This is a genomic window from Micromonospora sp. DT44, assembly GCF_049841635.1.
Lineage (GTDB): Bacteria > Actinomycetota > Actinomycetes > Mycobacteriales > Micromonosporaceae > Micromonospora.
Genome location: NZ_JBNCKS010000034.1, coordinates 56,483 through 78,287, shown reverse-complemented (window position 1 = coordinate 78,287; position 21,805 = coordinate 56,483). Strand labels below are relative to the sequence as shown.

The 21,805-nt window shown below is 73.2% G+C and carries 19 protein-coding genes; 10 read left to right on the top strand and 9 right to left on the bottom strand.

The annotated features are described in order from the left end of the window. Positions 1–88: 88 nt before the first annotated feature. The 5 genes from ACLQ25_RS20265 (at position 89) to ACLQ25_RS20245 (ending at position 6,572) form a co-directional block, all read left to right on the top strand. Entirely contained in the window at positions 89–1,342 is a 1,254-nt protein-coding gene (locus ACLQ25_RS20265; RefSeq protein ID WP_425732367.1) for a cytochrome ubiquinol oxidase subunit I, read from the top strand. 11 nt (positions 1,343–1,353) lie between these two features. Further along, complete coding sequence (locus tag ACLQ25_RS20260) at positions 1,354–2,361, top strand: cytochrome d ubiquinol oxidase subunit II (RefSeq protein WP_425732366.1); 1,008 nt, start codon at positions 1,354–1,356, stop codon at positions 2,359–2,361. Continuing rightward, complete coding sequence (gene cydD / locus ACLQ25_RS20255; RefSeq protein WP_425732365.1) at positions 2,358–4,034, top strand: thiol reductant ABC exporter subunit CydD; 1,677 nt, start codon at positions 2,358–2,360, stop codon at positions 4,032–4,034. The genes ACLQ25_RS20260 and cydD overlap by 4 nt, the downstream gene beginning before the upstream one ends. Further along, entirely contained in the window at positions 4,031–5,830 is a 1,800-nt protein-coding gene (gene cydC / locus ACLQ25_RS20250; RefSeq protein WP_425732364.1) for a thiol reductant ABC exporter subunit CydC, read from the top strand. Before cydD ends, cydC begins: the two co-directional genes overlap by 4 nt. Positions 5,831–5,897: 67 nt before the next feature. Further along, on the top strand, positions 5,898–6,572 hold the full coding sequence (locus ACLQ25_RS20245; protein ID WP_425732363.1) for a permease prefix domain 1-containing protein: 675 nt from the start codon (positions 5,898–5,900) through the stop codon (positions 6,570–6,572). 12 nt (positions 6,573–6,584) lie between these two features. On the opposite strand, the gene ACLQ25_RS20240 is transcribed toward ACLQ25_RS20245, so the two are convergent. After that, on the bottom strand, positions 6,585–6,926 hold the full coding sequence (locus tag ACLQ25_RS20240; RefSeq protein WP_355048935.1) for a PadR family transcriptional regulator: 342 nt from the start codon (positions 6,924–6,926) through the stop codon (positions 6,585–6,587). A gap of 160 nt (positions 6,927–7,086) precedes the next feature. Between ACLQ25_RS20240 and ACLQ25_RS20235 the strand changes: the two genes are divergently transcribed. Next, entirely contained in the window at positions 7,087–8,067 is a 981-nt protein-coding gene (locus ACLQ25_RS20235) for a DNA primase (RefSeq protein WP_425732362.1), read from the top strand. Between the two features lie 39 nt (positions 8,068–8,106). After that, positions 8,107–10,515, top strand: coding sequence for a transposase (locus ACLQ25_RS20230; protein ID WP_425732377.1), 2,409 nt, complete (start codon positions 8,107–8,109; stop codon positions 10,513–10,515). Between the two features lie 235 nt (positions 10,516–10,750). Here the strand turns inward: ACLQ25_RS20230 and ACLQ25_RS20225 are convergent, their stop codons facing one another. The 4 genes from ACLQ25_RS20225 to ACLQ25_RS20210 all read right to left on the bottom strand — a co-directional run bounded on the left by ACLQ25_RS20225 (position 10,751) and on the right by ACLQ25_RS20210 (position 15,810). Next, positions 10,751–11,344 (bottom strand): GTP-binding protein, encoded by a 594-nt coding sequence (locus ACLQ25_RS20225; protein WP_334628720.1) that lies wholly within the window; start codon positions 11,342–11,344, stop codon positions 10,751–10,753. A 1-nt stretch (position 11,345) separates the two neighbouring features. Beyond that, a complete protein-coding gene (locus ACLQ25_RS20220) occupies positions 11,346–11,720 on the bottom strand; it encodes a DUF742 domain-containing protein (protein ID WP_425732376.1) in 375 nt (124 codons plus the stop codon). 98 nt (positions 11,721–11,818) lie between these two features. Continuing rightward, a complete protein-coding gene (locus ACLQ25_RS20215; RefSeq protein WP_007455462.1) occupies positions 11,819–12,223 on the bottom strand; it encodes a roadblock/LC7 domain-containing protein in 405 nt (134 codons plus the stop codon). Continuing rightward, positions 12,220–15,810 carry a nitrate- and nitrite sensing domain-containing protein gene (locus tag ACLQ25_RS20210; protein ID WP_425732361.1) on the bottom strand — a complete coding sequence of 1,197 codons (3,591 nt, stop codon included), beginning with the start codon at positions 15,808–15,810 and terminating at the stop codon, positions 12,220–12,222. The genes ACLQ25_RS20215 and ACLQ25_RS20210 overlap by 4 nt, the downstream gene beginning before the upstream one ends. A 502-nt stretch (positions 15,811–16,312) precedes the next feature. Between ACLQ25_RS20210 and ACLQ25_RS20205 the strand changes: the two genes are divergently transcribed. Beyond that, the gene (locus ACLQ25_RS20205) at positions 16,313–16,633 is read left to right on the top strand and encodes a hypothetical protein (RefSeq protein WP_425732360.1); all 321 of its coding nucleotides are present in this window, start codon (positions 16,313–16,315) and stop codon (positions 16,631–16,633) included. 6 nt (positions 16,634–16,639) lie between these two features. On the opposite strand, the gene ACLQ25_RS20200 is transcribed toward ACLQ25_RS20205, so the two are convergent. Together ACLQ25_RS20200 and ACLQ25_RS20195 are read right to left on the bottom strand one after the other, a co-directional pair. After that, positions 16,640–17,713: an adenosine deaminase gene (locus ACLQ25_RS20200; protein ID WP_425732359.1), complete on the bottom strand. Its 1,074-nt coding sequence runs from the start codon at positions 17,711–17,713 to the stop codon at positions 16,640–16,642. Between the two features lie 44 nt (positions 17,714–17,757). Further along, on the bottom strand, positions 17,758–18,171 hold the full coding sequence (locus tag ACLQ25_RS20195) for a PPOX class F420-dependent oxidoreductase (protein WP_425732358.1): 414 nt from the start codon (positions 18,169–18,171) through the stop codon (positions 17,758–17,760). A 59-nt stretch (positions 18,172–18,230) separates the two neighbouring features. Here ACLQ25_RS20195 and ACLQ25_RS20190 point away from each other — a divergent pair, with 59 nt between their 5' ends. After that, positions 18,231–18,722 carry a MarR family winged helix-turn-helix transcriptional regulator gene (locus ACLQ25_RS20190; RefSeq protein ID WP_425732357.1) on the top strand — a complete coding sequence of 164 codons (492 nt, stop codon included), beginning with the start codon at positions 18,231–18,233 and terminating at the stop codon, positions 18,720–18,722. A 1-nt stretch (position 18,723) separates the two neighbouring features. Further along, positions 18,724–19,632, top strand: coding sequence for a putative RNA methyltransferase (locus ACLQ25_RS20185; protein ID WP_425732356.1), 909 nt, complete (start codon positions 18,724–18,726; stop codon positions 19,630–19,632). Positions 19,633–19,634: 2 nt separating this feature from the next. On the opposite strand, the gene ACLQ25_RS20180 is transcribed toward ACLQ25_RS20185, so the two are convergent. Continuing rightward, positions 19,635–20,315, bottom strand: coding sequence for a DUF4272 domain-containing protein (locus tag ACLQ25_RS20180; RefSeq protein ID WP_425732355.1), 681 nt, complete (start codon positions 20,313–20,315; stop codon positions 19,635–19,637). 91 nt (positions 20,316–20,406) lie between these two features. Continuing rightward, positions 20,407–21,687, bottom strand: coding sequence for a thymidine phosphorylase (locus ACLQ25_RS20175; RefSeq protein WP_425732354.1), 1,281 nt, complete (start codon positions 21,685–21,687; stop codon positions 20,407–20,409). Between the last annotated feature and the right edge of the window lie 118 nt (positions 21,688–21,805).

Here is a 21,805-nt window from a genome sequence, read left to right as displayed (position 1 = left end):
ACTGGCACACCGGCCAACCGGTCATGCGATCCCTGACCGCCTACGACCACTGACCCCTTGGAATCGATCATCTAGGAAAGAGCCGGCCATGGACACGCTGCTCCTCGCTCGCCTCCAGTTCGCCACCACCACGTCGATCCACTTCCTGTTCGTGGTCGTCACGCTCGGCCTCGTCACCCTGCTGGTCGGCATGCAGACCGCCTGGGTGCTCACCGGCAATCCGAAGTGGGAGCGACTGACCCGGTTCTGGGGCCAGCTCTACGTGATCAACTATGTGCTCGGCATCGCCACCGGCATCGTGATGGAGTTCCAGTTCGGGCTGAACTGGAGCGGCCTGTCGCGCTACGTCGGCAACGTCTTCGGCGCCCCGCTGGCGATCGAGACGCTCGTGGCGTTCTTCCTCGAGTCCACGTTCCTCGGCATGTGGATCTTCGGCTGGCACCGACTCGGCAAGGGCGTCCACCTGGCGCTGCTCTGGGGCGTGGCGCTCACCGCGTACGCCTCGGCCTTCTGGATCATGGTGGCGAACTCCTGGCTGCAACACCCTGTCGGGTACGAGGTCCGCGACGGCATTGCCCACCTCACCGACTTCGGCGCGCTGCTCACCAATCCCAGTCTCGGCATGGCGTTCGGGCACGTGGTCTCCGCCGCGCTCCTGGTCGGCGGGATGCTGATGGCGGCGGTCAGCGCGTGGCACCTGATCCGACGTACGCCCGACTTCGCGCTCTTCCGCACCTCGCTGCGGATCGGCCTGGTCACCGCGGCGCTGGCGATCAGCCTCGTGCAGGGCTTCGGGTTCGCGCAGTTCGGGCCGGTCGGCACCGTACAGCCGACCAAGTTCGGCGGGAACAGTCCTGAGGCGCAGGCGCTGATCGGCGAGTGGACGACGCGGTTCGGCCCCGGCGACTACACCCCGCCGGCCCTGGCCAGCGTCGGGCTGGGCTTCATGATCTTGATCGGCTTCACGCTCGGCTGCGTCTGGTTCCTGCTGCCGCTGCTCTTTCGCGACTGGGTGATCCGGCTGCGCTTCCCGCTCTGGCTGATCCTGCTCGGCGCGCCGCTGCCGTTCGTCGCGGTGATCCTCGGCTGGATCGCCCGGGAGGTCGGCCGCCAGCCCTGGGTGGCGTACGGGCTGCTCCCCACCGAACAGGCCGTCTCCGGGGTCGGCGCACCGGTGATGCTCGCCTCACTGATCGGCTTCAGCCTGCTGCTGGGCACCCTCGCCGTCACCAACTGGGTGCTGCTCGCCCGGCACGCGGGCCGCGGCGCCGCCGACCCGGCTCTCGGCCGCCCGCCGGCACCACCCACCGAACCGGCCCAGCCGGAACCCGTGCTCGCCTGAGGAGATCAACCGTGGACCTCGCCTGGTACGCCCTGCTCGGCCTCTTCTTCGCCAGCTACCTCGTGCTCGCCGGCTACGACTACGGCGTCGGACTGCTACTCGCCCGGGGCGGCACCCCGGCCGGACGGCGGGCCGCGCTCACCGCCCTCGGGCCGTTCTTCCTCGGCAACGAGGTCTGGCTGGTCGCCGCCGTGGGCATCCTGTTCGGCGCCTTCCCGGTCCTGGAGGGCGAGCTGCTCGCCGGCTGCTATCCGGCGGTCGCCGGTGCGCTGGTCGGGGTCGTCCTGGTCACCGCGGGGGTGCAACTGCGCAGCAGGCCGAGCGACGAGCGGGTCCGCGCCCGCTGGGACCGCGTGATCGTGGTTGGGAGCGCGCTCGCCGCGCTGGGTTGGGGCGTGGTGCTGGCCGCGCTGTTGCAGGGCGTACCCCGCCAGGCCGACGGGCACGTCGCCGGGGTGTCGCACCTGGCCACCCCGTTCGCCGCCACCGCCGGGCTGGCCATGCTCGCCCTGGTCGCGGTGCACGGTGCGATGTTCCTCACGCTGCGCCTGCCATCCGACGCCGCCGCCGTGGCCGGACGCACGGCCCGGCGGCTGGTGCCGGTGGCACTCGCCGCGGTCGGCCTCGCCACCGTCGTCGGCCTGCTCTCCGGCCGGGTACGCGACGCCGTCCAGCGACCGGCGGTGGCCGTACTCCTGCCGGTGTTGCTGGTGGCGGCGCTGCTGGCGGCCCGGACGGCGCTGGCGCGGCGGCGGCCGGGGTGGGCCCTGGTCGCCACCGGCGCGGCGCTGGCGCTGCCGGTGGCGCTGGTCGGCGCGGCCCTCTGGCCCTACGTGCTGGTGTCCACGGCCGACCCGGGCGCATCACTGACGGTGGCCGACGCCGCCGCCAGCGCGCCGACGTTGCGTCTGCTCGGCTGGGTGGCGCTGCCGCTTCTGCCGGCCCTACTAGGCTTCCAGGCGATGTGCTGGTGGGTTTTCCGGGGACGGACCGACGGTAGGGCACCGGTGTACTGGTGAACCGCCGTCCGTTCGACCCGCGTCTGCTGCGTCGGGTCCCCGCGGCCCGGCGCGATCTCGCCATGCTCGCGCTCCTCGGCGTGGCCGCCGCCGCGTTGATCGTCGCGCAGGCCACCGCCCTGGCGGCGGTGCTGGCCACCGCCTTCGACGGGCGCCTGAACCGGCCGGCGCTGGCGGGTTTCGTGCTCGCCGTCGCCGCCCGTTCGGCGCTGGTCTGGGCGCAGGGCACGGTGTCCGCGCGGGTCGCCGCCACGGTCAAGGCCACCCTGCGGGCCGACCTGCTCGGCGCGGTGGGCCGGCACGGGCCGGGCTGGGTGGCGGGGCAGCGGGCGGGCGAGCTGGCCACCCTCACCGGGCGCGGGTTGGACGCGCTGGACGCGTACTTCACCGGATACCTGCCGCAACTGGTGCTCAGCATGACGGTGCCGGTGGCGGTGCTGGCACGGATCGTCCTGGCCGACTGGAGCTCGGCGCTGATCATCGCGTTGACGCTGCCGCTGATCCCGGTCTTCGGCGCGCTGCTGGGCTGGCAGGCGCAGGCCGCCACCGAGCGGCAGTGGCGGCGGCTCGCCCTGCTGGGCGGGCACTTCCTGGACATGGTCGCCGGGCTGCCGACCCTGCGGGCGTTCGGTCGGGCCCGGGCACAGACCGAGGTGGTGCGCCGGATGGCCGACGGGCACCGGGTCGCCACCATGAAGACGCTGCGGATCGCGTTCCTCTCCGCGCTGGTGCTGGAACTCGTCGCCACCCTCTCGGTGGCACTGGTCGCGGTGCCGGTCGGCATCCGGCTGCTCGGCGGCGGGCTGGCCCTGCACACCGCGCTGCTGGTGCTGCTGCTCACGCCGGAGGCGTACCTGCCGCTGCGGGCGGCCGGCAGCCGCTTCCACGCCAGCATGGAGGGGCTGACGGCGCTGGACGAGGCGCTCACCGTCTCCGCCGCGCCGGCGACCCCCCGCTCCGCCGAGGGCGCGGCCGTCCCCGACGGGCGCGGTGAGATCCACCTCGAGGCCGTGACCGTGGCGTACGAGCGAACCACCGCGCTGCGCGACGTGACCCTGACCATCCGGCCCGGCGAACGGATCGCCGTCATCGGGCCCAGCGGCGCCGGCAAGAGCACCCTGCTCGGTCTGCTGCTCGGCTTCGTGACGCCGACCGAGGGCCGGGTCACCGTGGACGGGATCGACCTCGCCACCGCCGACCTGGACGCCTGGCGTCGACAGCTCGCCTGGGTACCGCAGCGCGCCCACCTGTTCGCCGCCTCACTGACCGACAACATCCGGCTCGGCGCTCCGGACACCCGAGAAGAGGCGGTCGCCACCGCGGTGCGGGACGCTGCCCTGGACGACGTGGTCGCCGGTCTGCCCGACGGTCTGGACACGCTGCTCGGCGAGCGCGGCCACGGACTCTCCAGCGGGCAGCGGCAGCGGGTGGCGCTGGCCCGCGCGTTCCTGCGGGACGCGCCGGTGGTGCTGCTCGACGAGCCCACCGCGCGGCTGGACACGGCCAGTGAGGCGGTGGTGCTCGAAGCCACCCGCCGGCTGGTCGCGGGCCGGACCGCGCTGCTGGTCGCACATCGGCCGGCGCTGCTGGCCGACGCCGACCGCGTCCTGCGCGTCGAGGACGGGCGGGTCACCGAGCTGACGCCCGAGCCGACTCCGAAGGTGAGGAGATGAACACCGTGCCAGAGCCGGTGGACCCCGCGCCGGAGGCCGACGCCGTACCGACCGGGCGGGTCGCCGCCGAGCGTGCCGTCCTGCGGCTGGCCCGCCCGTACCTGGGTCGCCTGGCCGGCGCCGGGCTGCTCGCCGCCGCCACCGAGTTCGCGGGTCTCGCCCTCATGGCGACCGCCACGTGGCTGCTGATGAGCGCCGCCGGCCGACCCCCACTGGACCGCCTCACGGTGGCGATCGTCGCGGTCCGGGCCCTCGCCATCAGCCGGGGTGTCTTCCGGTACGCCGAACGGCTCGCCGGGCACGACGCGGTCCTCCGCATGATCACCGACGTACGGGCTCGGGTCTTCGCCACCCTCGCGGCCCGTCGCCACATCGGGCACCGCTCGGGGGACGTCCTGAGCCGGCTGGTCTCCGACGTCGAGGCGGTCCAGGACCTGCTGCTGCGGGTCCTGGTGCCCGGCGCGGCGGCAGCCCTGGTCGGGGTGCTGGCGGTGCTCGGGGCGCTACTGATCTCCCCACCGGCCGCCGGTGTACTCGCCGTCGGCCTGGTCGTCGCCGGTGTGGCGCTGCCGGCGCTGGCCACCGTGGTCACCCGACGCAGCGCGGCCGAGGTGGCGCCGCTGCGTGGCGCGTTGGCCACCGACGCCGTCGACCTCACCCACGGCGCCGCCGACCTGGCCGCGTTCGGGGCGACCGACGCCGCGCTGCGCGCCGCCGAGCAGCGGGCCGGCCGGCTGGCTCGCCTGGAACGCCGGTTGGCGGCCACCGGCTTCGCGGTGGACGCGGTCGGGGTGCTGGTCGCCGGGCTGACCGCCGCCGCCGTGGTGCTGGTCGCGTTGGCCACCGACGTACGGGGTGTCCTCGTCGGTGTGCTGGCCGTCGGCACCCTCGCCGCCGTGGAGGTGGCGCTGGCCCTGGTCTCGGCCGCCCGGCAGTGGACCCAGTTGCGGCCCGGCCTGGCCCGGGTCGCCGCCCTCCTCGACGCCGTCCCGCCCGCCCACTCGCCCTCCGCCGCCGGGGTGGAACCGTCCGGCCCGCACGACCTGCGCTTCGTCGAGGTGAGCGTGCGGTACCGGGCCGGTGCCGCGCCGGCGCTGGACCGGGTGAGCCTGGACCTGCCCGCCGGCCGGCGCATCGCTGTCGTCGGCCCGAGCGGCGCCGGCAAGAGCACCCTGGCCGCGGTGCTGACCGGGGCGGTCCGCCCCACCGCCGGCCACGTCACCCTGGCCGACCGCGACCTGTCCGCGTACGGCGAGGAGGAGTTGCCCCGGATCGTGGGTGGGCTGCTCGCCGAGGCGTACGTCTTTCACGCCACCGTCCGGGAGAATCTGCTGCTCGGCCGGGCCGGCGCGAGCGAGGCCGAGCTGACCGGGGCGATGACGGCCGCCGGCCTGCTGGACTGGGTCCACGCCCAGCCGGCCGGCTGGGACACCCTGGTCGGCGAGGAGGGTGGCCAACTCTCCGGCGGTCAGCGGCAGCGGCTCGCGCTCGCCCGGGCCCTGCTCGCCGCGCCGCCGGTGCTGGTGCTCGACGAGCCCACCGAAGGGCTGGACCCGGCCGCCGCCGACGCGGTGCTCGCCTCCGCGCTCGCCGCCACCCCCGCCGGGCACTCGGTCCTGCTGATCACGCACCGGCTCAGCGGGCTGGACGGCCTGGACGAGATCGTGGTCCTCGACGGCGGTCGGGTGATCCAACGCGGCCGGCACGTCGAGTTGGTCGCCACCCCCGGCTGGTACCGGGACCAGTGGCTCCTTCAGGCAGCGGCGGAGCGCGGGTACCTGGCGTTCGCGCCCTGAGGTGTTCGGGGACGGACCAGGGTTCTCCCCGACGTGGACGCCCGCGCGCCCGTGGCAGGCTGGTGCCATGCGGCATGCGGACGACTTCCTGGTCGAGGAGCACCTGCGGGACCTGGGGTCCCGGTTGCAGGGCCCGGCGCGGTTGAAGTCCGAGCTGTTGACCGAGGCGCGTCACGACCTGCTGGACGCCGTCGACGCGTACCGCGAGAGGGGTGTGCCGCCCACGGAGGCGCAGCGCCGGGCGGTGGCCGAGTTCGGCGCGCCGTCGCAGGTGTTGCCCTCCTGGCAGGCGGAGCTGGCGGTGGCCGCCCTGCGCGGCCTCTCCCTGCGGATGCTGGCCGTGGCCGGGGTCCTGGTGGCAGCCGGCGACCTCACGTGGCAGGGGTCGAGCTGGAGCGCCGGTCCACCACCGCCCGCGGCCTACCGGCTGCTGTCCGCCTCGGTCGACTGGATCTGGGCCGGCGGGCTGCTGCTCGCGGTGACCGGCCTGCTGGTGATCTGGGCGAGCGCACGGTCGTCGCGACCCCACCTGGCGGTGGCGCAGCGGGCGGTGGGCACCGGCCTGACCGCCACGCTGGCCCTCGGCATGGCGGCCGGTGGCGCCCTCTTCGTGTGGTCGGTCGACCTGTGGGACGCGGCGCTGACCTGGCCGCCGATGATCGTCGGCATGGTGGTGGTGGGTGCGGCGAACTTCTCGCTGAGCCGCGCGGCGCGCGGCTGGGTACGGGCCACCGCCCGCTGACCCGGTCGCCGCTCAGGCGGGGGTGACGGGCGGGCCGCCGGGGTCGAGGAACCGACCGACCGTCACCCGGAACTCCTGCCACCCGGCCCGCTCCCCGGCCAGCGCCCGGCGGCCGGAGTCGGTGAGCTGGTACGTCCGCCGCTCCCGACCGTTGACGGTGCTCCAGGTGCTCGCCACGTGCCCGGCCCGCTCCAGCCTGCGCAGAGCCGGATAGATCGTGCCGGTGGGCAGGTCGAGGCTGCCGTCGCTGCGTGCCCGCAGGGACTCGATGATCGCGTAGCCGTGCAGCGCCCCCTGTTCGAGGACGGCGAGTAGAAGGGCGTCGAGGTGACCGTGCAGCGACTGAGCCTTCATGCGTAGCTACGCTACTTGTCTGGCGGCCGGTCCGCCACCATCACGCACCCGCAGGTACGAGACGTTCCTCGGCCGGCCACCGGGGTGCGGGCTCCGGGCTTCCCGAGTCGCCGACTAGGGTATGTGCCCAGAGTCACTCGCCGGTCGGAGACCCCGGTGGGTGGGCAACCCGAAGCACACGGAGGTCAGCGTGGCCCGCCAGTCGCCCCAACGGCCCGACGCCGACGAGCCCGAGCTCGACGACACCACCGGCCCGGCCGAGCCAGACGAGGCCGACGAGGCCGACGACACCCCCCGCGCGGCGGTCGACAGGTCGCTCTGGGAAGAGCTGCGGATCGACCCCGTCGAGATCGCCCTACCGGCGGGTACCGGCTTCACGCTGCGCGCCTACCGGACGGCCGGCTCGCTGACCCCGACCGACGTGACCGAGCGCGACCAGGACGACCCGTTCCTCGCCCGCCGCCAGGTCATCGAGGAGGAGGACGACGAGACGGTCGTCATCCTCGACGAGGAGCTGGCCGAGGAGTTCGCCGACGCCGACGAGGACGACAAGTCCTCGCGCCGTCGCCGCGACGGTGACGCCGACGGTGACGCCACCGCCGAGGCTGACGAGGACGCCGACGAGGACGAGGACGCCACCGACGAGGCGGACGACGAGGAGGTGCCGGTCTTCCTCAGCCACCGGGGCAAGCTGCTGCTGTTCAAGACCCCCGAGTCGCTGGTCAGTTTCGTCCGTTCCGGCGCGCCCAACGATCTGTCCCAGCTGGACAGCTGGAATGAATTGTCCGAACGGGTGGAGCCGGCCGACATCGTGCCGCTCGACGAGGACACCTACGAACTCGACCTCGTCGTGGAGAACCTGCGGGGCGGCCACGACACCTGGGACTCGACCCTGCTGATCGAGGCCGGCGAGGTCGCCCGCGACCTGTCGTACGCGTTGCGCCTGCCTGCGGTCCTGGACATGCTCTCCGCCGGCTCCAGCCTCGACAACCTCGACGAGGCGCTCCGCGCCACGGTCAACGGCGGCATCGGCGCTTTCATGGGCCGGCGACGTCTGAAGAAGATCGGGGCACAAACTGCGAGTTTGGGTTGGCGCACCATTGTCGGCAAGATCTCTGCGGTGGTGGACTGGCGCGACTGACCCGTACCGGGGAGCATCAGTTGCTGGCAGTAGGAAGACCTGTCCCGGGAGGAGGACGACGCCGTGGCGCTCGTGCGCGTGTACTGCGGTCTGGCCTCGGCGGATCCGGCTGACCGACCGGCCTCGGCCGGTTCGACGCTGACGTCCGCTGTGGTCGACGACGCAGGCCGTCTGCTGCATGTCTGCGAGATCGGCGACGACGCGGCTGGCTACGCCCAGCTCGTCGCGCTGCTCGTGGAGCGGTCGGGCGGGCCGAGCGGTGCGGCCATCGCCGCCGACAGCGACGACCACACGGTCACCTCGCTGTTGAGCGCGGCGGGTCGGCCCCTGGCGATCGCCGACGACGACTCGGTGGACGACTTCGCCGAGCGCTTCGCCGACGACGACTCGTTGGAGGAGATGCAGTCACCCCCGGCCGAGCGCCGGGCCGTCGGCCTGGCCCGCGCGTTGCAGGCCGGCGCTCTCTCCGCCGTCACCCTGCCGGCTCCCCGGGACCTCGCCGGCTACAAGCAGGTACTCGCCGCCCACGCCGCCCTGGCCAGCGGCCGGCACTCCGCCGCCGTGGCGCTGCGAGAGGTGCTGCGGGAGTTGTATCCGGCGGCGCTGCGCGCGTACCCGGACCCGGCCGAACCGGTGTCGCTGGCCGTGCTGGACGCACTGCCCGAGCCCGGCATGCTCGGCGGCACCATCGCCCGTGGCCGCGAAGTCTCCGTCGCCGCGGACGCCATCGCCGCTCACCTCGCGGCGGACGGGGTCGCCGACGCCGAGGAGATCAACGAAGCGGTCACCGCGCTGCGGGTCGCCATCTCGGAGACGCCACGTCGCGCCGCCGTCAACCGGGCGCTCACCTCCGCCGTGGCCGAGACGGTCCGGCAGGCCGTCGCCTCCGTACGGGCCTGCGACGCGGGCTGTGAGGCGCTGGTGAGCGCGCTCAGCGCCCGCGTCAGCACCCCCGCGCCGGCTCCCGGCCGCCGGGCCGCCGCCCGACGCGGCGAAGCCGTCGGTGAGCTGACCGGTCTCGCCGGCACGGGCGCGGGCACCGGCCTGCGCTCCGTCCGACCGACCCCGACCCCCGCCGAGCCCACGCCCGTCGGTGGCCGACGCAGCCGGCCGGAGCCTGCCCCGGGCAGCTCTCCCCTGGCCTCGCCTCGGCCACTCGGCCCGCCACCGGTCGCACCCCCTCCGGTCACCCCGCCACCGGTCGCACCCGCGCCGATCGCACCGGCTGCCGTGGCCGGCCCACCGGTGTCCGCGCCACCCGGTCGCGCCGAACCGCTCCCGAGCCGGATCGACGGCCCGACCAACCGGCCGGTCTCGTCGCCCCCGCCCCCGCCACCGGGGATCACCCCGATCGCGCCGGCCCAGCGCGGCGCGGTGCCACCGGCCGAAGCGGGCGAGCCGTTCCGGCCCACGCTGACCACCGCCGCCATCAACAACGCTCGCGCCGAGCGGCAGCGCACGGTCATCCCGCCCCGCCCGAAGACCAACGGTGAACGGCAGGGCCACCCGCAGCGGCCGTCGGTCCAGGACCCACCCACCGGCGGGTTCAGCGTCACCGACCTCAGCATCCCGGTGCCCGCTCCCCGGCCGGAGCAGGAGTTGTCCGCCCCCCCGGGATCCCGGGCGAACTGGCCTCTGGTCAACAACCCGGAGGACCCGGCCGACAGCTCGCCGAACAACCCGGTCGCCTACCCGTACGGTGGCGGCCGTGGCGTCGAAACCCCGACGGACCCGGGTCGGGCCGACGGGCGGGTCACGCCGCCCTGGCTGGCCGATGACCTGCCCCAGGAGCCTCCCATGCTGCGGCTGGTCGAGCCGCCGCCGTTGGCCGACCGGGCGCTGCGGGAAGGGCTCAACCCGCCCTCGGGCGAGCCTCGCCTGGACGCTCCGCCGCTGCGGCTGGTCGACCGTGAGCAGGCCAACCGCAACGGCCGTCCGGCACCGCTGGTCGAGCGGGCCGCCGAACACCGGCCGCCGCCCCCGGTCGAGCACCGGCCGCCGCCGGTCGCCGACGAGGGTGACGGGGACCTGCTGATCTTCGCGCAGGCCAAGTCCGCCTGGTTCGTGGGCCACGGCGAGGACGAGTCCGACCTGGACTGGTCGACCACGGCCGACACCGGATGGCAGGCCGCCGAGCAGGCCGCCCGCCCCGCGGTCGGCGCCGAGACCAACGCCGGCCTGCCGAAGCGCGTTCCGCAGGCCAACCTGGTCCCGGGTTCCCCGTTGCGCGAGGAGCGTCCACTCCGGATCGTGCGGGACGCGGCGAGCCTCGCGGAGAACACCACGGGCTACTTCCGTGGCTGGCGTCGCGGTCAGGAGATCGGCGGATTCGCGGTCGGCGGTCGTCCGGGCCGCGAGGCCGCCGGTGGTTGGGACTTCAGCCGCGACCACGGGGACCGCGACGACGACCGCGAGTACGAGTACCGTTCGGCCGGCTACCAGTCCTGAGCGCCTCTGTAGCGTCCGTTCCTCTTCCCGCCCCCACGCCTCCTGGCTGGGGGCGGGAGTGCGTTCAGGAGCGAACTCGGCGGGCCGCGACGACACGGGCGGCAGTGTCCGAGACGCACAGAATCCTGGAAGGGCCTCTGCGGCCGTTCCAGGATTCTTGGTCGCGCGCGTCGGGTGGGCAGCATCGCCCGCCCGGTGGCGGCCGGAACCACCACCGGGCGCGAGAGCCTACCGGTCAGGCCGGGGCGACGGCGCGGGTACGACGCATGGTGAGCACGTACTCGACAAGCGAGATCAGCACGTGCTTCGTCGACTCCCGGTTACGGGCGTCGCAGGCCACCACCGGCACGTCGCTCGAGATCGCCAAAGCGTCCCGGACGTCCTGCGGGTCGTGGTACTGCATCCCGTCGAAGCAGTTGATGGCCACCAGGTACGGCAGCCGCCGGTGCTCGAAGAAGTCGATCGCCGCGAAGCAGTCGGCCAGCCGGCGGGTATCCACCAGCACGACCGCACCGATCGCACCCCGCACCAGTTCGTCCCACATGAACCAGAATCGGGTCTGACCCGGCGTACCGAAGAGGTACAGGATCAGGTCACGGTCGATCGAGATCCGGCCGAAGTCCATGGCCACCGTGGTCGTCGTCTTGCCCGGCACCTGCCGGGTGTCGTCGACGCCCACGCCGGCCGAGGTCATGATGGCCTCGGTGGTCAGCGGCGTGATCTCCGAGACCGAGCCGACCAGCGTCGTCTTACCGACGCCGAATCCACCGGCGATAACGATCTTCGCCGACGTCACGCGCCCACTCGGGGTCGGTGGGCGGTGCGACATGTCAGAGCCTGCGAAGTCCACTCAGCACCCTCTCCAGCAGTTCAGTGCCCACCGCGTCGTCGGAGTCGTCCAGGATGGTCGGCTCGTGGACCGCGACCAGGCCGTCCGTCGCCATGTCGGCGATGAGCACCCGGGCCACACCGAGCGGCAGCTGCATCCGCGCCGCAATCTCGGCGAGCGATTGCACGCGTCCGTCACACAGCGCGGCGATGTACTGGTGTTCGCGGCCCTGGCCGCTGCCATTGGCAGTGGCCCGGCCGCGCACCGTCGTCTCGACGAGCGCCTCCAGCGCGATGTCGAGCCGGGGACGGGTTCGACCACGGGTCACGGCGTATGGACGGACCAACGCTCCGGTCGGTTCATCACGATCGGCCATGTCGCCGCTCACCTCCTTCGCACCCCGTACCGGCTCCCACCGGTGGAACTCGTCGTTCTTGTCGTATCAGTTGCGCCGACCGCACGATCGGCGAGACGTCAGCCCAGCATGCCCGCGGCCGCGCGCGGCTGCGGGGTCAGGGCGTCGCCCACCCGGTCGACCAGTAGCGCCATCTCGTAGCCGACCTGCCCGACGTCGGAGCTGCGGGCCGCCAGCACGGCGAAGGAGGAACCATCCGAGATGGACATCAGGAACAGGAAGCCATTGTCCATCTCCACGACGGTCTGCAGCACCGCGCCTCCCTCGAAGCAGCGGGCCGCTCCCTGGGTCAGGCTGACCAGACCGGACGCGATCGCGGCGAGCTGGTCTGCCCGGTCCCGCGGCAGGTCCCGTGACGACGCGAGGAGCAGGCCGTCCGCCGAGACGGCGACCGCGTGTGCGACACCCGGCACCCGATCGGCGAAGTTGGCCAGCAGCCAACCAAGATCCTGCGTAGTTGTCATCCTTCTTGCTCCTTCTGCCCGCTCCCGGCCGCTGAGCCTGAGCCAGACTGCGAGGATTGCTGCCCTCCCGGAGTCTCCTCCGGGCTGGTCGGGTTGTCCGAGGTGCTACGCCCTCGCTGCACGCCCCGATGGTAGGCGGAGAGCAGGCCACGGACCGCCTCCGGGGAGCGCCGCTGGACCGAGGTGACGGGCTTCTCCACCGCGCCCGGCACCAGCTGCGCCATCGGCTTGCGCTTGGGCAGGCCGGTCGTGGTGGTCTCGTTCACCGGCGCCGCGCTGGCCGCTGCCGAGGCGGCACGCCAGCCGTCGTCGGCGGCGGTCTGCCAGCCGTTGCTCGGCGATTGGGGCCGGCGGTTCGGTAGGCCCTCGGCGAGGTCGGGGCGTACGCCGCCGTTCGCTGTCGACCCGTTGTCCCGCGGCGCTCCTCCGGCCGTCGGAGTGTCTGCCATCGGTGTGTTACCTGTCGTTCCGGGTGGTGTCTTGACTGCCCGACCGGTGGCATCGACCGTGGCGAACTGTTGGGTCGCGTCGCCGCCGTTCGTCGACGGCGTGACGCCAACCTCCTCCGAACCCGGACGGCGGGTACGGAACCAGGCGGACTCGAGCTCCCGGAAGATCGGCAGCTCCATCGTCTCGTCCGCGTACCGCTGGCGGTTCTGGGCCTGCGGCTGCTGTGGTGCCGGGCGGGCCGACGAGGTCTGGGCCTGCGCGGCCGGCCTCGACGGCACCGGCGACGCCTGCGGCGCGGGAGCCGGCGGCTGAGCCGCGGTGGTCGGCTGCTCGCCAGGGCGCGGCACCCGGGGCAGCTCCGTCGTCATGTCCAGGGCGGCGGCGAGCCGCTCGGGCACCGGCGGGGTCTGCGTGTCCCGCTCGCCGCCGGGAACCGGCGGCCAGGCCGGCGGCGCCGGGGTGCCGGGCGCCGGTGCGGGCGGGGCGGACCGGGGGGTGAAGCCGCTGAACGACTGGCCGGAGACCGGCGGCGCCGAGTACGGCTGACCGGAGGCCGGAGAAGCCGAGACGGGCGCGGCGGACACCGGCGGACCGCCGTACGGCGCCCCCGAGTAGGGCTGGCCGGAGTACGGCTGGCTGGAGTACGGCTGGCTGGAGTACGGCTGGCCGGACGCGGGCGAGGCGGAGACCGGCGCGCCGGAGTACGGCTGGGCGGAGACCGGCGGCGCGGAGTACGGCTGGGCCTCCGGGCTGCTGGGCAGCTGCCGGGGGATGGTCGGCTGCTGGCCGCCGTTCGGCTCGTCGCCGGCCCGACGCTGCGGCAGTGGGTCGATGGACTGCCCGTTGGCCGAGCGCGGGGTGAACCCGTCGCCGCCGTTGACGCCGTTCGTCGCGCTCGCGCTCGCGCCGGTGAGGTCCGACCAGGCGGGCATCGAGCGGTACGCACCCGTGTTGGCGGGCGTACCGGAACCGTTGCGCGATGCCGGGTCGAACGGCCGGCCGCCGAGGGTGACCTGGTTGCCGGACTCGCCGGGGCGCGAACCGTTGCCCAGCGCGGGAAGCGCGCCGAGGACCGGCGACGGACCTGCGGACTGCGGGCCGCCGGCGGCGGGAAGAGCCGGCGGCTGCTGCACCCGGCCGGAGAGCGCCCGGGGAACCAGAACCGAGGTCGGCATGGTGACGTCGGCCACCGTGCCACGGTCGGCGCCGGGACGCAGCTCGACGCGAACGCCGTGCCGGGACGCCAGGCGGGCGACCACGACCAGGCCCATCATGCGGGACACGGCCACGTCCACCTGGGGCGGCGTCGCGAGCTTGTCGTTAAGCTCGTGCAGCTGCTCGCGGCTGATGCCGATGCCGCGGTCCTCCACGTAGAGCGAGGCGCGGTCACCGACCCGTCGGGCCTCGACCATGACCTGCGAGTCCGGAGGGGAGAACGCGGTGGCGTTGTCGAACAGCTCGGCGACGAGGTGCACGAGGTCGTTGACCGCGTGCGCGGCGACCTCGATGTCCCGGTCGATGACGCCGAACTCGATGCGGGTGTAGTGCTCGACCTCGGACTGCGCGGCGCGCAGCACGTCGATGAGCGCCGCCGGCTCGCGCTGCACGCGGGTGGAGTCGGCGCCGGCGAGAACGAGCAGGTTCTCGTCGTTGCGGCGCATCCGGGTGGCCAGGTGGTCGAGCTGGAACAGCTCGGCCAGTCGGTCCGGGTCCTCCTCGCCGCGCTCCAGCCGGTCGAGGTGCCCGATGAGGCGGTCGACCAGGATCTGCGAACGACGGGCCAGGTTGACGAACATGGTCGCGACGGAGGCGCGCAGCGCCGCCTGCTCGGCGGCCGTGCGGACGGCTTCGAGGTGGACGGCGTTGAACGCCTCGGTCACCTGACCGAACTCGTCCTTGCTCCGGACCGGCAGCGGCTCGGCGATCTGGTTGGCCAACTGCACCGGGGAGAGCTGCCCGACGACCTGCGGGTCGCGCAGTCGGGCCACCGCCTGCGGCAGGCCGTACTGGGCGACCGAGAGGGCGCCCTGGCGCAGTTCGCGCAGGGACCGGGCCATCGAGCGGGCGACCAGGTACGCGAAGAGGATGGCCAGCAGCAGCATGCTGAGCAGCAGGCCGGTCTCCAGGAACACCTGGCGCTGGACGTCCGACCGGATGTTGTCGGCCTCGGCGACCACGTCACCGTCGAGCTTCGTCTCGACGGCGCGGATCAGCTTGGCGTTGGCCGTCATGGCCGATTCCCACTGGTCCGGGCCGAACGGAGCGCCGCGCATGTCGCCGGTCGTGTTGCCGTCGATCCAGCCGATGTAGTTCTGCGCCTCGCGCCGGTCACCGCCGGCGACCGTCTGGTCGTGGAACTTCGCCTCGTCGGGGCTGGCCACGGCCTTGAAGCTCTGCAGCGCCTGCTGCTGGCCGGTGCCGCTGGCGATGTAGTCGGTGCGCAGCGCCGGGGTCAGCCGCTGACCACCCTGCACGCCGAGCGCGCGGTGCACGACGACCCGCCGGAGCGAGAGGAACTCCTTCTCGCGGGCGACCGCCGCCGCGGCCCGCATCCGGTCGCTCAGCTCGTTGTTACCGGCGAGCTGGGTGGCCGAGTCCCGGATGGCGAGCAGGTCGTTGATCAGACCCTCGTACGCCTGGACGGCCTCGGCGAGCTTGAGCTTGCCGTTGAACACCTGGCTGCGGACGCCCGGCAGGTCCTTGAGGCTCTGGTCGATGCCGCTGAGCACGCCCTCCAGGCTGCCCGGCAGGTCCTCGATGTCGCCCCGCTGCTGCCGGTAGGGGGACATGGCCTGGTCGACCCGGCTGTTCGCCCGGTTGTAGGCCTCCTGGTACTGCGCCTTCGGCTGCGTTCCGGTCGCCTGCAGCAGCAGGACGGCGGAGGTCCGCTCATCCTGGAGCTTGTCGACCAGGTCACCCGAGTAGCTCGACAGATTGGCCAGGTCGCCGGCCCGGTTGGCATTGTTGAGCGTGTCCAGGTGGTCGACGAGACCACTGGTGCCCACAACGACCGTGGCGATGGTCGGCACGATCATGATGAGACCGAGCTTGGACCAGATCGGCATGTCCCGGAGTCGACTGGCCGGCCGGCGCAGTCGCGACAGGAAGGAGCCCGCCGTCTTTGGCCGTTTGCTCACGTCACCGCCCTCGCGATTACAGCTTGAACGCGTTGCCCCGGGCAACGCCCAGCGACCGACCCGGCGGGTCGGACCCCCGAGATTCCATCACGCCGCTCGACAAGAAGAAAGCCCAGGTTGTCACCGGCCGAGTGTGTGATGAGATGTTGATGCGATTTGATAGCAGTCCGTCTGGCCGGAGTAACTGAAGGTAATGGATCATCCCCACCGCGTTGTCCTGCTCGCCGGCCCCTCAGGCTCCGGGAAGTCGTACATAGCGCAGCAAACCGGCTTACCCGTGCTGTGCCTTGACGACTTCTACAAAGACGGCGATGACCCTACGTTGCCGCGACGAAACGGGCAGGTCGATTGGGAATCGCCGCAGTCCTGGGACGCCTCCACGGCTGTCGAAACGATTGCGCGACTGGCCCGCGAGGGACGTGCCGATGTGCCGGTTTATGCGATCGGCGCGGATCGACGGGTAGCCAGCCGGCCATTTGATGTCGACGGATCGCCACTTTTCGTGGCCGAAGGGATTTTCGCCGCCGAGATCGTCGAGGAGTGCCGCCGTCGCGGGCTTCTCGCCGGGGCGTACGCGCTACGCCGCCCGCGCGGAGCGACGTTCCTGCGCCGGCTGGCCCGGGACCTGTCCGAGCAGCGCAAGGCGCCCCGGGTGCTGGTCCGGCGCGGCGTGGCCCTGCTGCGGGCCGAACCCGAGGTGCTGCGCCGCCAGACGGGGTTGGGTGCCGAGGCGGCCCGGGCCCGGGAGGTGCTGCGCCGGGTGGCCGGCCTGCTCGCCGGCCACCACACCCACCACCACCGACAGGACCACCCGCACGGTTGACGAGGATCAGGCCAGCAGCTTGGCGTACGCCGGCTTGATCACCTCGTCGATGATCCGCAGCCGCTCGTCGAACGGGATGAAGGCGCTCTTCATCGCGTTGATGGTGAACCACTGCAACTCGCGCCAGCCGTAGCCGAACGTCTCCACCAGCAGCGACATCTCCCGCGACATGGACGTGCCGCTCATCAGCCGGTTGTCGGTGTTGACGGTGGCCCGGAACCGCAGGTCCCGCAGCAGACCGATCGGGTGCTCGGCGATCGAGGCCACGGCACCGGTCTGCACGTTCGACGACGGGCACAACTCCAGGGGAATCCGCTTGTCCCGGACGTACGCGGCCAGCCGACCGAGCGTGCCGTCCGGGGCGATGTCGTCCACGATCCGTACGCCGTGACCGAGCCGGTCCGCGCCGCACCACTGGATCGCCTGCCAGATCGACGGCAGCCCGAACGCCTCACCGGCGTGGATGGTGAAGTGGAAGTTCTCCCGCTGGAGGTATTCGAAGGCGTCCAGGTGGCGGGTGGGCGGGAAGCCCGCCTCCGCGCCGGCGATGTCGAAGCCGACCACGCCGGCGTCCCGGTGCCGTACGGCCAGCTCGGCGATCTCCTGCGAGCGGGCCGCGTGCCGCATGGCGGTGAGCAGCGTGCCCACGCGGATGGTCAGGCCCGCCTCGGCGGCCTGGGCGGTCCCCTCGGCGAACCCGGCCAGCACGGCCTCGACGACCTCGTCCAACGTCAGGTCCCGCTCCAGGTGCTGCTCGGGAGCGAAGCGGACCTCGGCGTAGACGACGCCGTCGGCGGCCAGGTCCAGCGCGCACTCGCGCGCCACCCGGCGCAGCGCCGGTCCGGTCTGCATGACCGCCACGGTGTGCGCGAACGTCTCCAGGTAGCGCTCCAGCGACCCCGAGTCGGCGGCCTCGGAGAACCAGCGTCCGAGCGCCTCGGGGTCGGTGGTGGGCAGCTCGTGCCCCGCCTCGGCCGCCAACTCGACGATCGTCGCGGGACGCAGCCCGCCGTCGAGATGATCGTGCAGCAGCGCCTTCGGGACCTTGACGATGTCCTCGTACCGGATAGTTGCGACCATCCCCAGACCCTAGTCACCTGCTGGGGTCGGCCACGCCGGCCCGCTCATCCGGGCCAGCCGTAGACGCGGTCGACGGCGAGTCGCAGGACCACCCGCCCGTCGGCGACCATGGCGGCGCGGTAGTCGGCCCAGTCCGGGTGGTCGCCGCGGATTCCCCGGTAGACCTCGACCAGTTCGTCGACCTCCGCGTCGTCGGTTGCCGACGCCGGCTCGGTGAGCGTCACGATTCCCTCGGCGACCGCGTACGCGCCGCCGTCCGGCGTGGTCACGTGAAAGCTCGCCCGGGGGTCACGGCGCAGGTTGCGCACCTTGGCCCGGTCGCCCGTGGTGGAGCAGCGGATCAAGCCGCGTTCGGCCAGGTAGTCGAGGTTCGACAGTTGGGGTCGGCCGTCGCGGCGCAGGGTGACGAGCACGCCGCGTCCACGGGCGCCGAAGAGGTCCCACAGTTTGTTTGACATGTCATCGACCGTAGGAGGCGATTCGATGACATGTCAACCAAGACGTTAGGCTGAGCGGCATGGAAGCGACCCGGTGGCTGGACGAACGCCAGGACCGCGCCTGGCGGGGCTACCGCCGGATGCGTCGCCTGCTCGACCTGGAACTGGCCCGGGAGCTGACCCAGGACGCCGGCCTGTCCGAGCCGGACTACGACGTGCTCTCCGACCTCTCCGAGACGCCGCAGGGCCGGCTGCGTCTCAGCGAACTTGCCGACCGGATGCTGTGGTCCCGCAGTCGACTCTCGCACCACCTGACGCGGATGCAGCAGCGCGGCCTGGTGACCCGGGAGGAGTGCCCGGACGACGCCCGTGGCGCGATCGTCGTGCTCACCCGGGCCGGCCGGAACGCCATCGAGGCCGCCGCCCCCGGCCACGTGACCGCCGTCCGGCAGCACTTCCTCGACCTGCTCACCCCGGCCGAGGTCGAGGCGCTCGGCGCGTTCACCCACCGGGTCGTCGACCACCTCGCGCAGAGCCGCGCGCCCCGTCCCCGCCGGGGTCTGGAGGCCTGACGTGGACCCGCGCATCCTCGACCGGCTGAGCTGCCCGGTCTGCGGCGAACCGCTGGCCGAGACGGCCGCCGGCAACGCCCGTGCGCTGCGTTGTCCACGCCGGCACACCTTCGACGTCGCGCGTCAGGGCTACGTGAACCTGCTCACCGGTCGGGCGCCGCACGTCGGCGACAGCGCCGAGATGGTCGCCGCACGCGCGGAGTTCCAGGCCGCCGGCCACTACGACATCATCTCGACGGCGCTCGCCGCCGCCGCGACCGAGGCAGTCGCGCGGCTTCGCGCCACGCCCGCTTCCGAGGAGACAACAGCAGGGGTACGGGGCGAGCGCTCTGACGCGTACCCCCTGGTGGTGGACGCCGGCGCGGGCACCGGCCGCTACCTCGGCGCGGTGCTGGCGGCGCTGCCGGACGCCGTGGGTCTGGCCCTGGACGTCTCCAAGCCGGCGCTGCGACGCGCGGCGCGGGCGCACCCCCGGGCGGCCGCGGCCCTCGCCGACACCTGGCAGCGGTTGCCCCTGGCCGACGGTGCGGCGGCCGTGCTGCTGAACGTGTTCGCCCCGCGCAACGGCCCGGAGTTCCACCGGGTGCTCGACCGCGCCGGCACGCTGCTGGTGGTGACGCCCGCCGACGAGCACCTCACCGAGTTGGTGGACGCCCTGCGCCTGCTCCGGGTGGACCCGGACAAGGCCGACCGGGTGACCGCCACCCTGGGCGGCCACTTCACGCCGGTCAGCTCGACCGTGCACCGCGCGGAGCTGACCCTGACCCGGCCGGAGATCGCCACGCTGGTCGGGATGGGTCCGAGCGCCTGGCACACCGACCCGGCCGCGCTCGCCGAACGCTTGGCCGCGCTGCCCGAGCCCGGCCGGGTGTCCGTGGCGGTCCGGCTGGACGCCTACCGGCCCCGCTGACCTCAGGTCGAGAGGTCGACCTCTTCCCAGCCGGGCGGCTCGTCGTGGTAGGGCCCGCGCAGGATCACCGCCCACTCCAGCGCCCAGCGCCGCTGCCCGATCGCGTTGGCGTCGACCAGGCCCGGCAGCGGGCGACCGTTGCGCTCGGACTCCAGGTACGCCCAGTCCAGGCAGTAGTGCAGGTCGAGCAGGGCCGCCGCGTCGGCCGGATGCTGCGGCGCGGCGAGGATGCGGGACTGCCAGCGCCCGAAGGTCTCCCCCTCGGCGATGTGCGGCAGCCGCTCGACCAGCCGTTCGTCCACCGCCAGGGTGGGGTCGAGCTGCTTGCTCAGCCCCAGCACCCAGGCCAGCGCGAAGAGCGCGTCATGGTGCAGCACGAACGAGCGGTGGTCACCCTTGCCGCCCATCACGAACTGCCACTCGGGTGGGGTGACCATCTCGACCAGGTGCGAGCCGAGCAGCCAGCTCATCGCCGCCTGCGGGGGCATCCCGAAGCAGCGGGCCAGGATGAGGTGCAGCACGGCGATCCGGGCCTCGATCTCGGCCCGGGGACGCAGCTCGATCGCGTCACCCGGCTCCCACACGAGCGGAAACTGGGCCGGTGGCAGCGGCAGACCGAGCCGGGACAGCTCGTCCAGGCTCGCCTCGCGCACCTCGCGCGGGTCGGGGGCAGGTACGGTCACGGGGCAACTTCCTGTCTGCACGCGACGCCTTTGGCCTGCGACAATAGCGCTCCCAGGTGACCGGCACCACGCCGGCCCGACCCCGGCTCGGTCAGCCGATCCGCTCGATGACCAGCGGTGCCGCGGTCGGCGCGGTCGGTGCAATGTGCACCGCGCGACTTGCCTCCGCCAGAGCCGCCGGAATTCGGGTCGAATCCTCCGCGCGCAGCTCGTAGAGAGGGTCGCCGGCCCGCACCGCGTCGCCCGGCCGCCGGTGCAACACCACACCGGCCGGCACGCTGACCGGGTCCTCCTTGCGGGCCCGGCCCGCGCCGAGCCGCCAGGCCGCAACCCCCATGGCGTACGCGTCGACGGCCGCCACGTATCCGTCCCGGTCGGCCCGGACCACCTCGACCTCGCGGGCGGCCGGCATGGGGGCGTCCGGGTCGCCGCCCTGCGCCCGGATCGCCGCCCGCCAGGAGTCCATCGCCCGCCCGTCGCGCAGGGCGGCCTCCGGGTCGGCGTCCGGCAGGCCGGCGGCGTCGAGCATCTCCCGGGCCAGCGCGAGGGTCAGCTCCACCACGTCGGCGGGGCCGCCCCCGGCCAGCACCTCGACCGACTCGGTCACCTCGACGGCGTTGCCGATGGCCAGGCCGAGCGGGGTCGACATGTCGGTGAGCAGGGCGACCGTCCGGACGCCGTGCGCGCCACCCAGCTCCACCATGGTGCGGGCCAGCTCGCGCGCCTGGTCGACGGACTTCATGAAGGCGCCCGAGCCGACCTTGACGTCGAGGACCAGCGCGCCGGTACCCTCGGCGATCTTCTTGCTCATGATCGAGCTGGCGATCAACGGGATCGCCTCGACGGTGCCGGTCACGTCGCGCAGCGCGTACAGCTTTCGGTCGGCGGGGGCGAGCCCCGCGCCGGCCGCGCAGATCACCGCACCGACCTCGCCGAGCTGGCTGATGAACTCGTCGTTGGTCAGCGCAGCCCGCCAGCCCGGAATGGACTCCAGCTTGTCCAGCGTGCCACCGGTGTGCCCGAGACCGCGCCCGCTGAGCTGCGGAACGGCCGCGCCGCAGGCGGCCACCAACGGGGTGAGCGGCAGGGTGATCTTGTCGCCGACGCCGCCGGTCGAGTGCTTGTCGACGGTGGGACGCCGGACGGCCGAGAGGTCGAGCCGCTCACCGCTGGCGATCATCGCGGCGGTCCACCGGGCGATCTCCGGGCCGGTCATGCCGTTGAGCAGGATGGCCATGGCCAGCGCCGACATCTGCTCGTCGGCGACGACCCCCCGGGTGTACGCGTCCATCACCCAGTCGATCTGCGCGTCCGACAGCACACCGCCGTCCCGCTTGACCCGAATAACATCAACAGCAGCTAAACCGCTCACTTTGTGGTTCCTTCTCACGTCGTCATGCAGATCCAGACCGGCGGCCGTGCCCAGGTCGGGGGCGGGGGCCGACCGTGCCCGGCGGAGGGATCAAGCCTGACCGCCCGGAGCCGGGCAC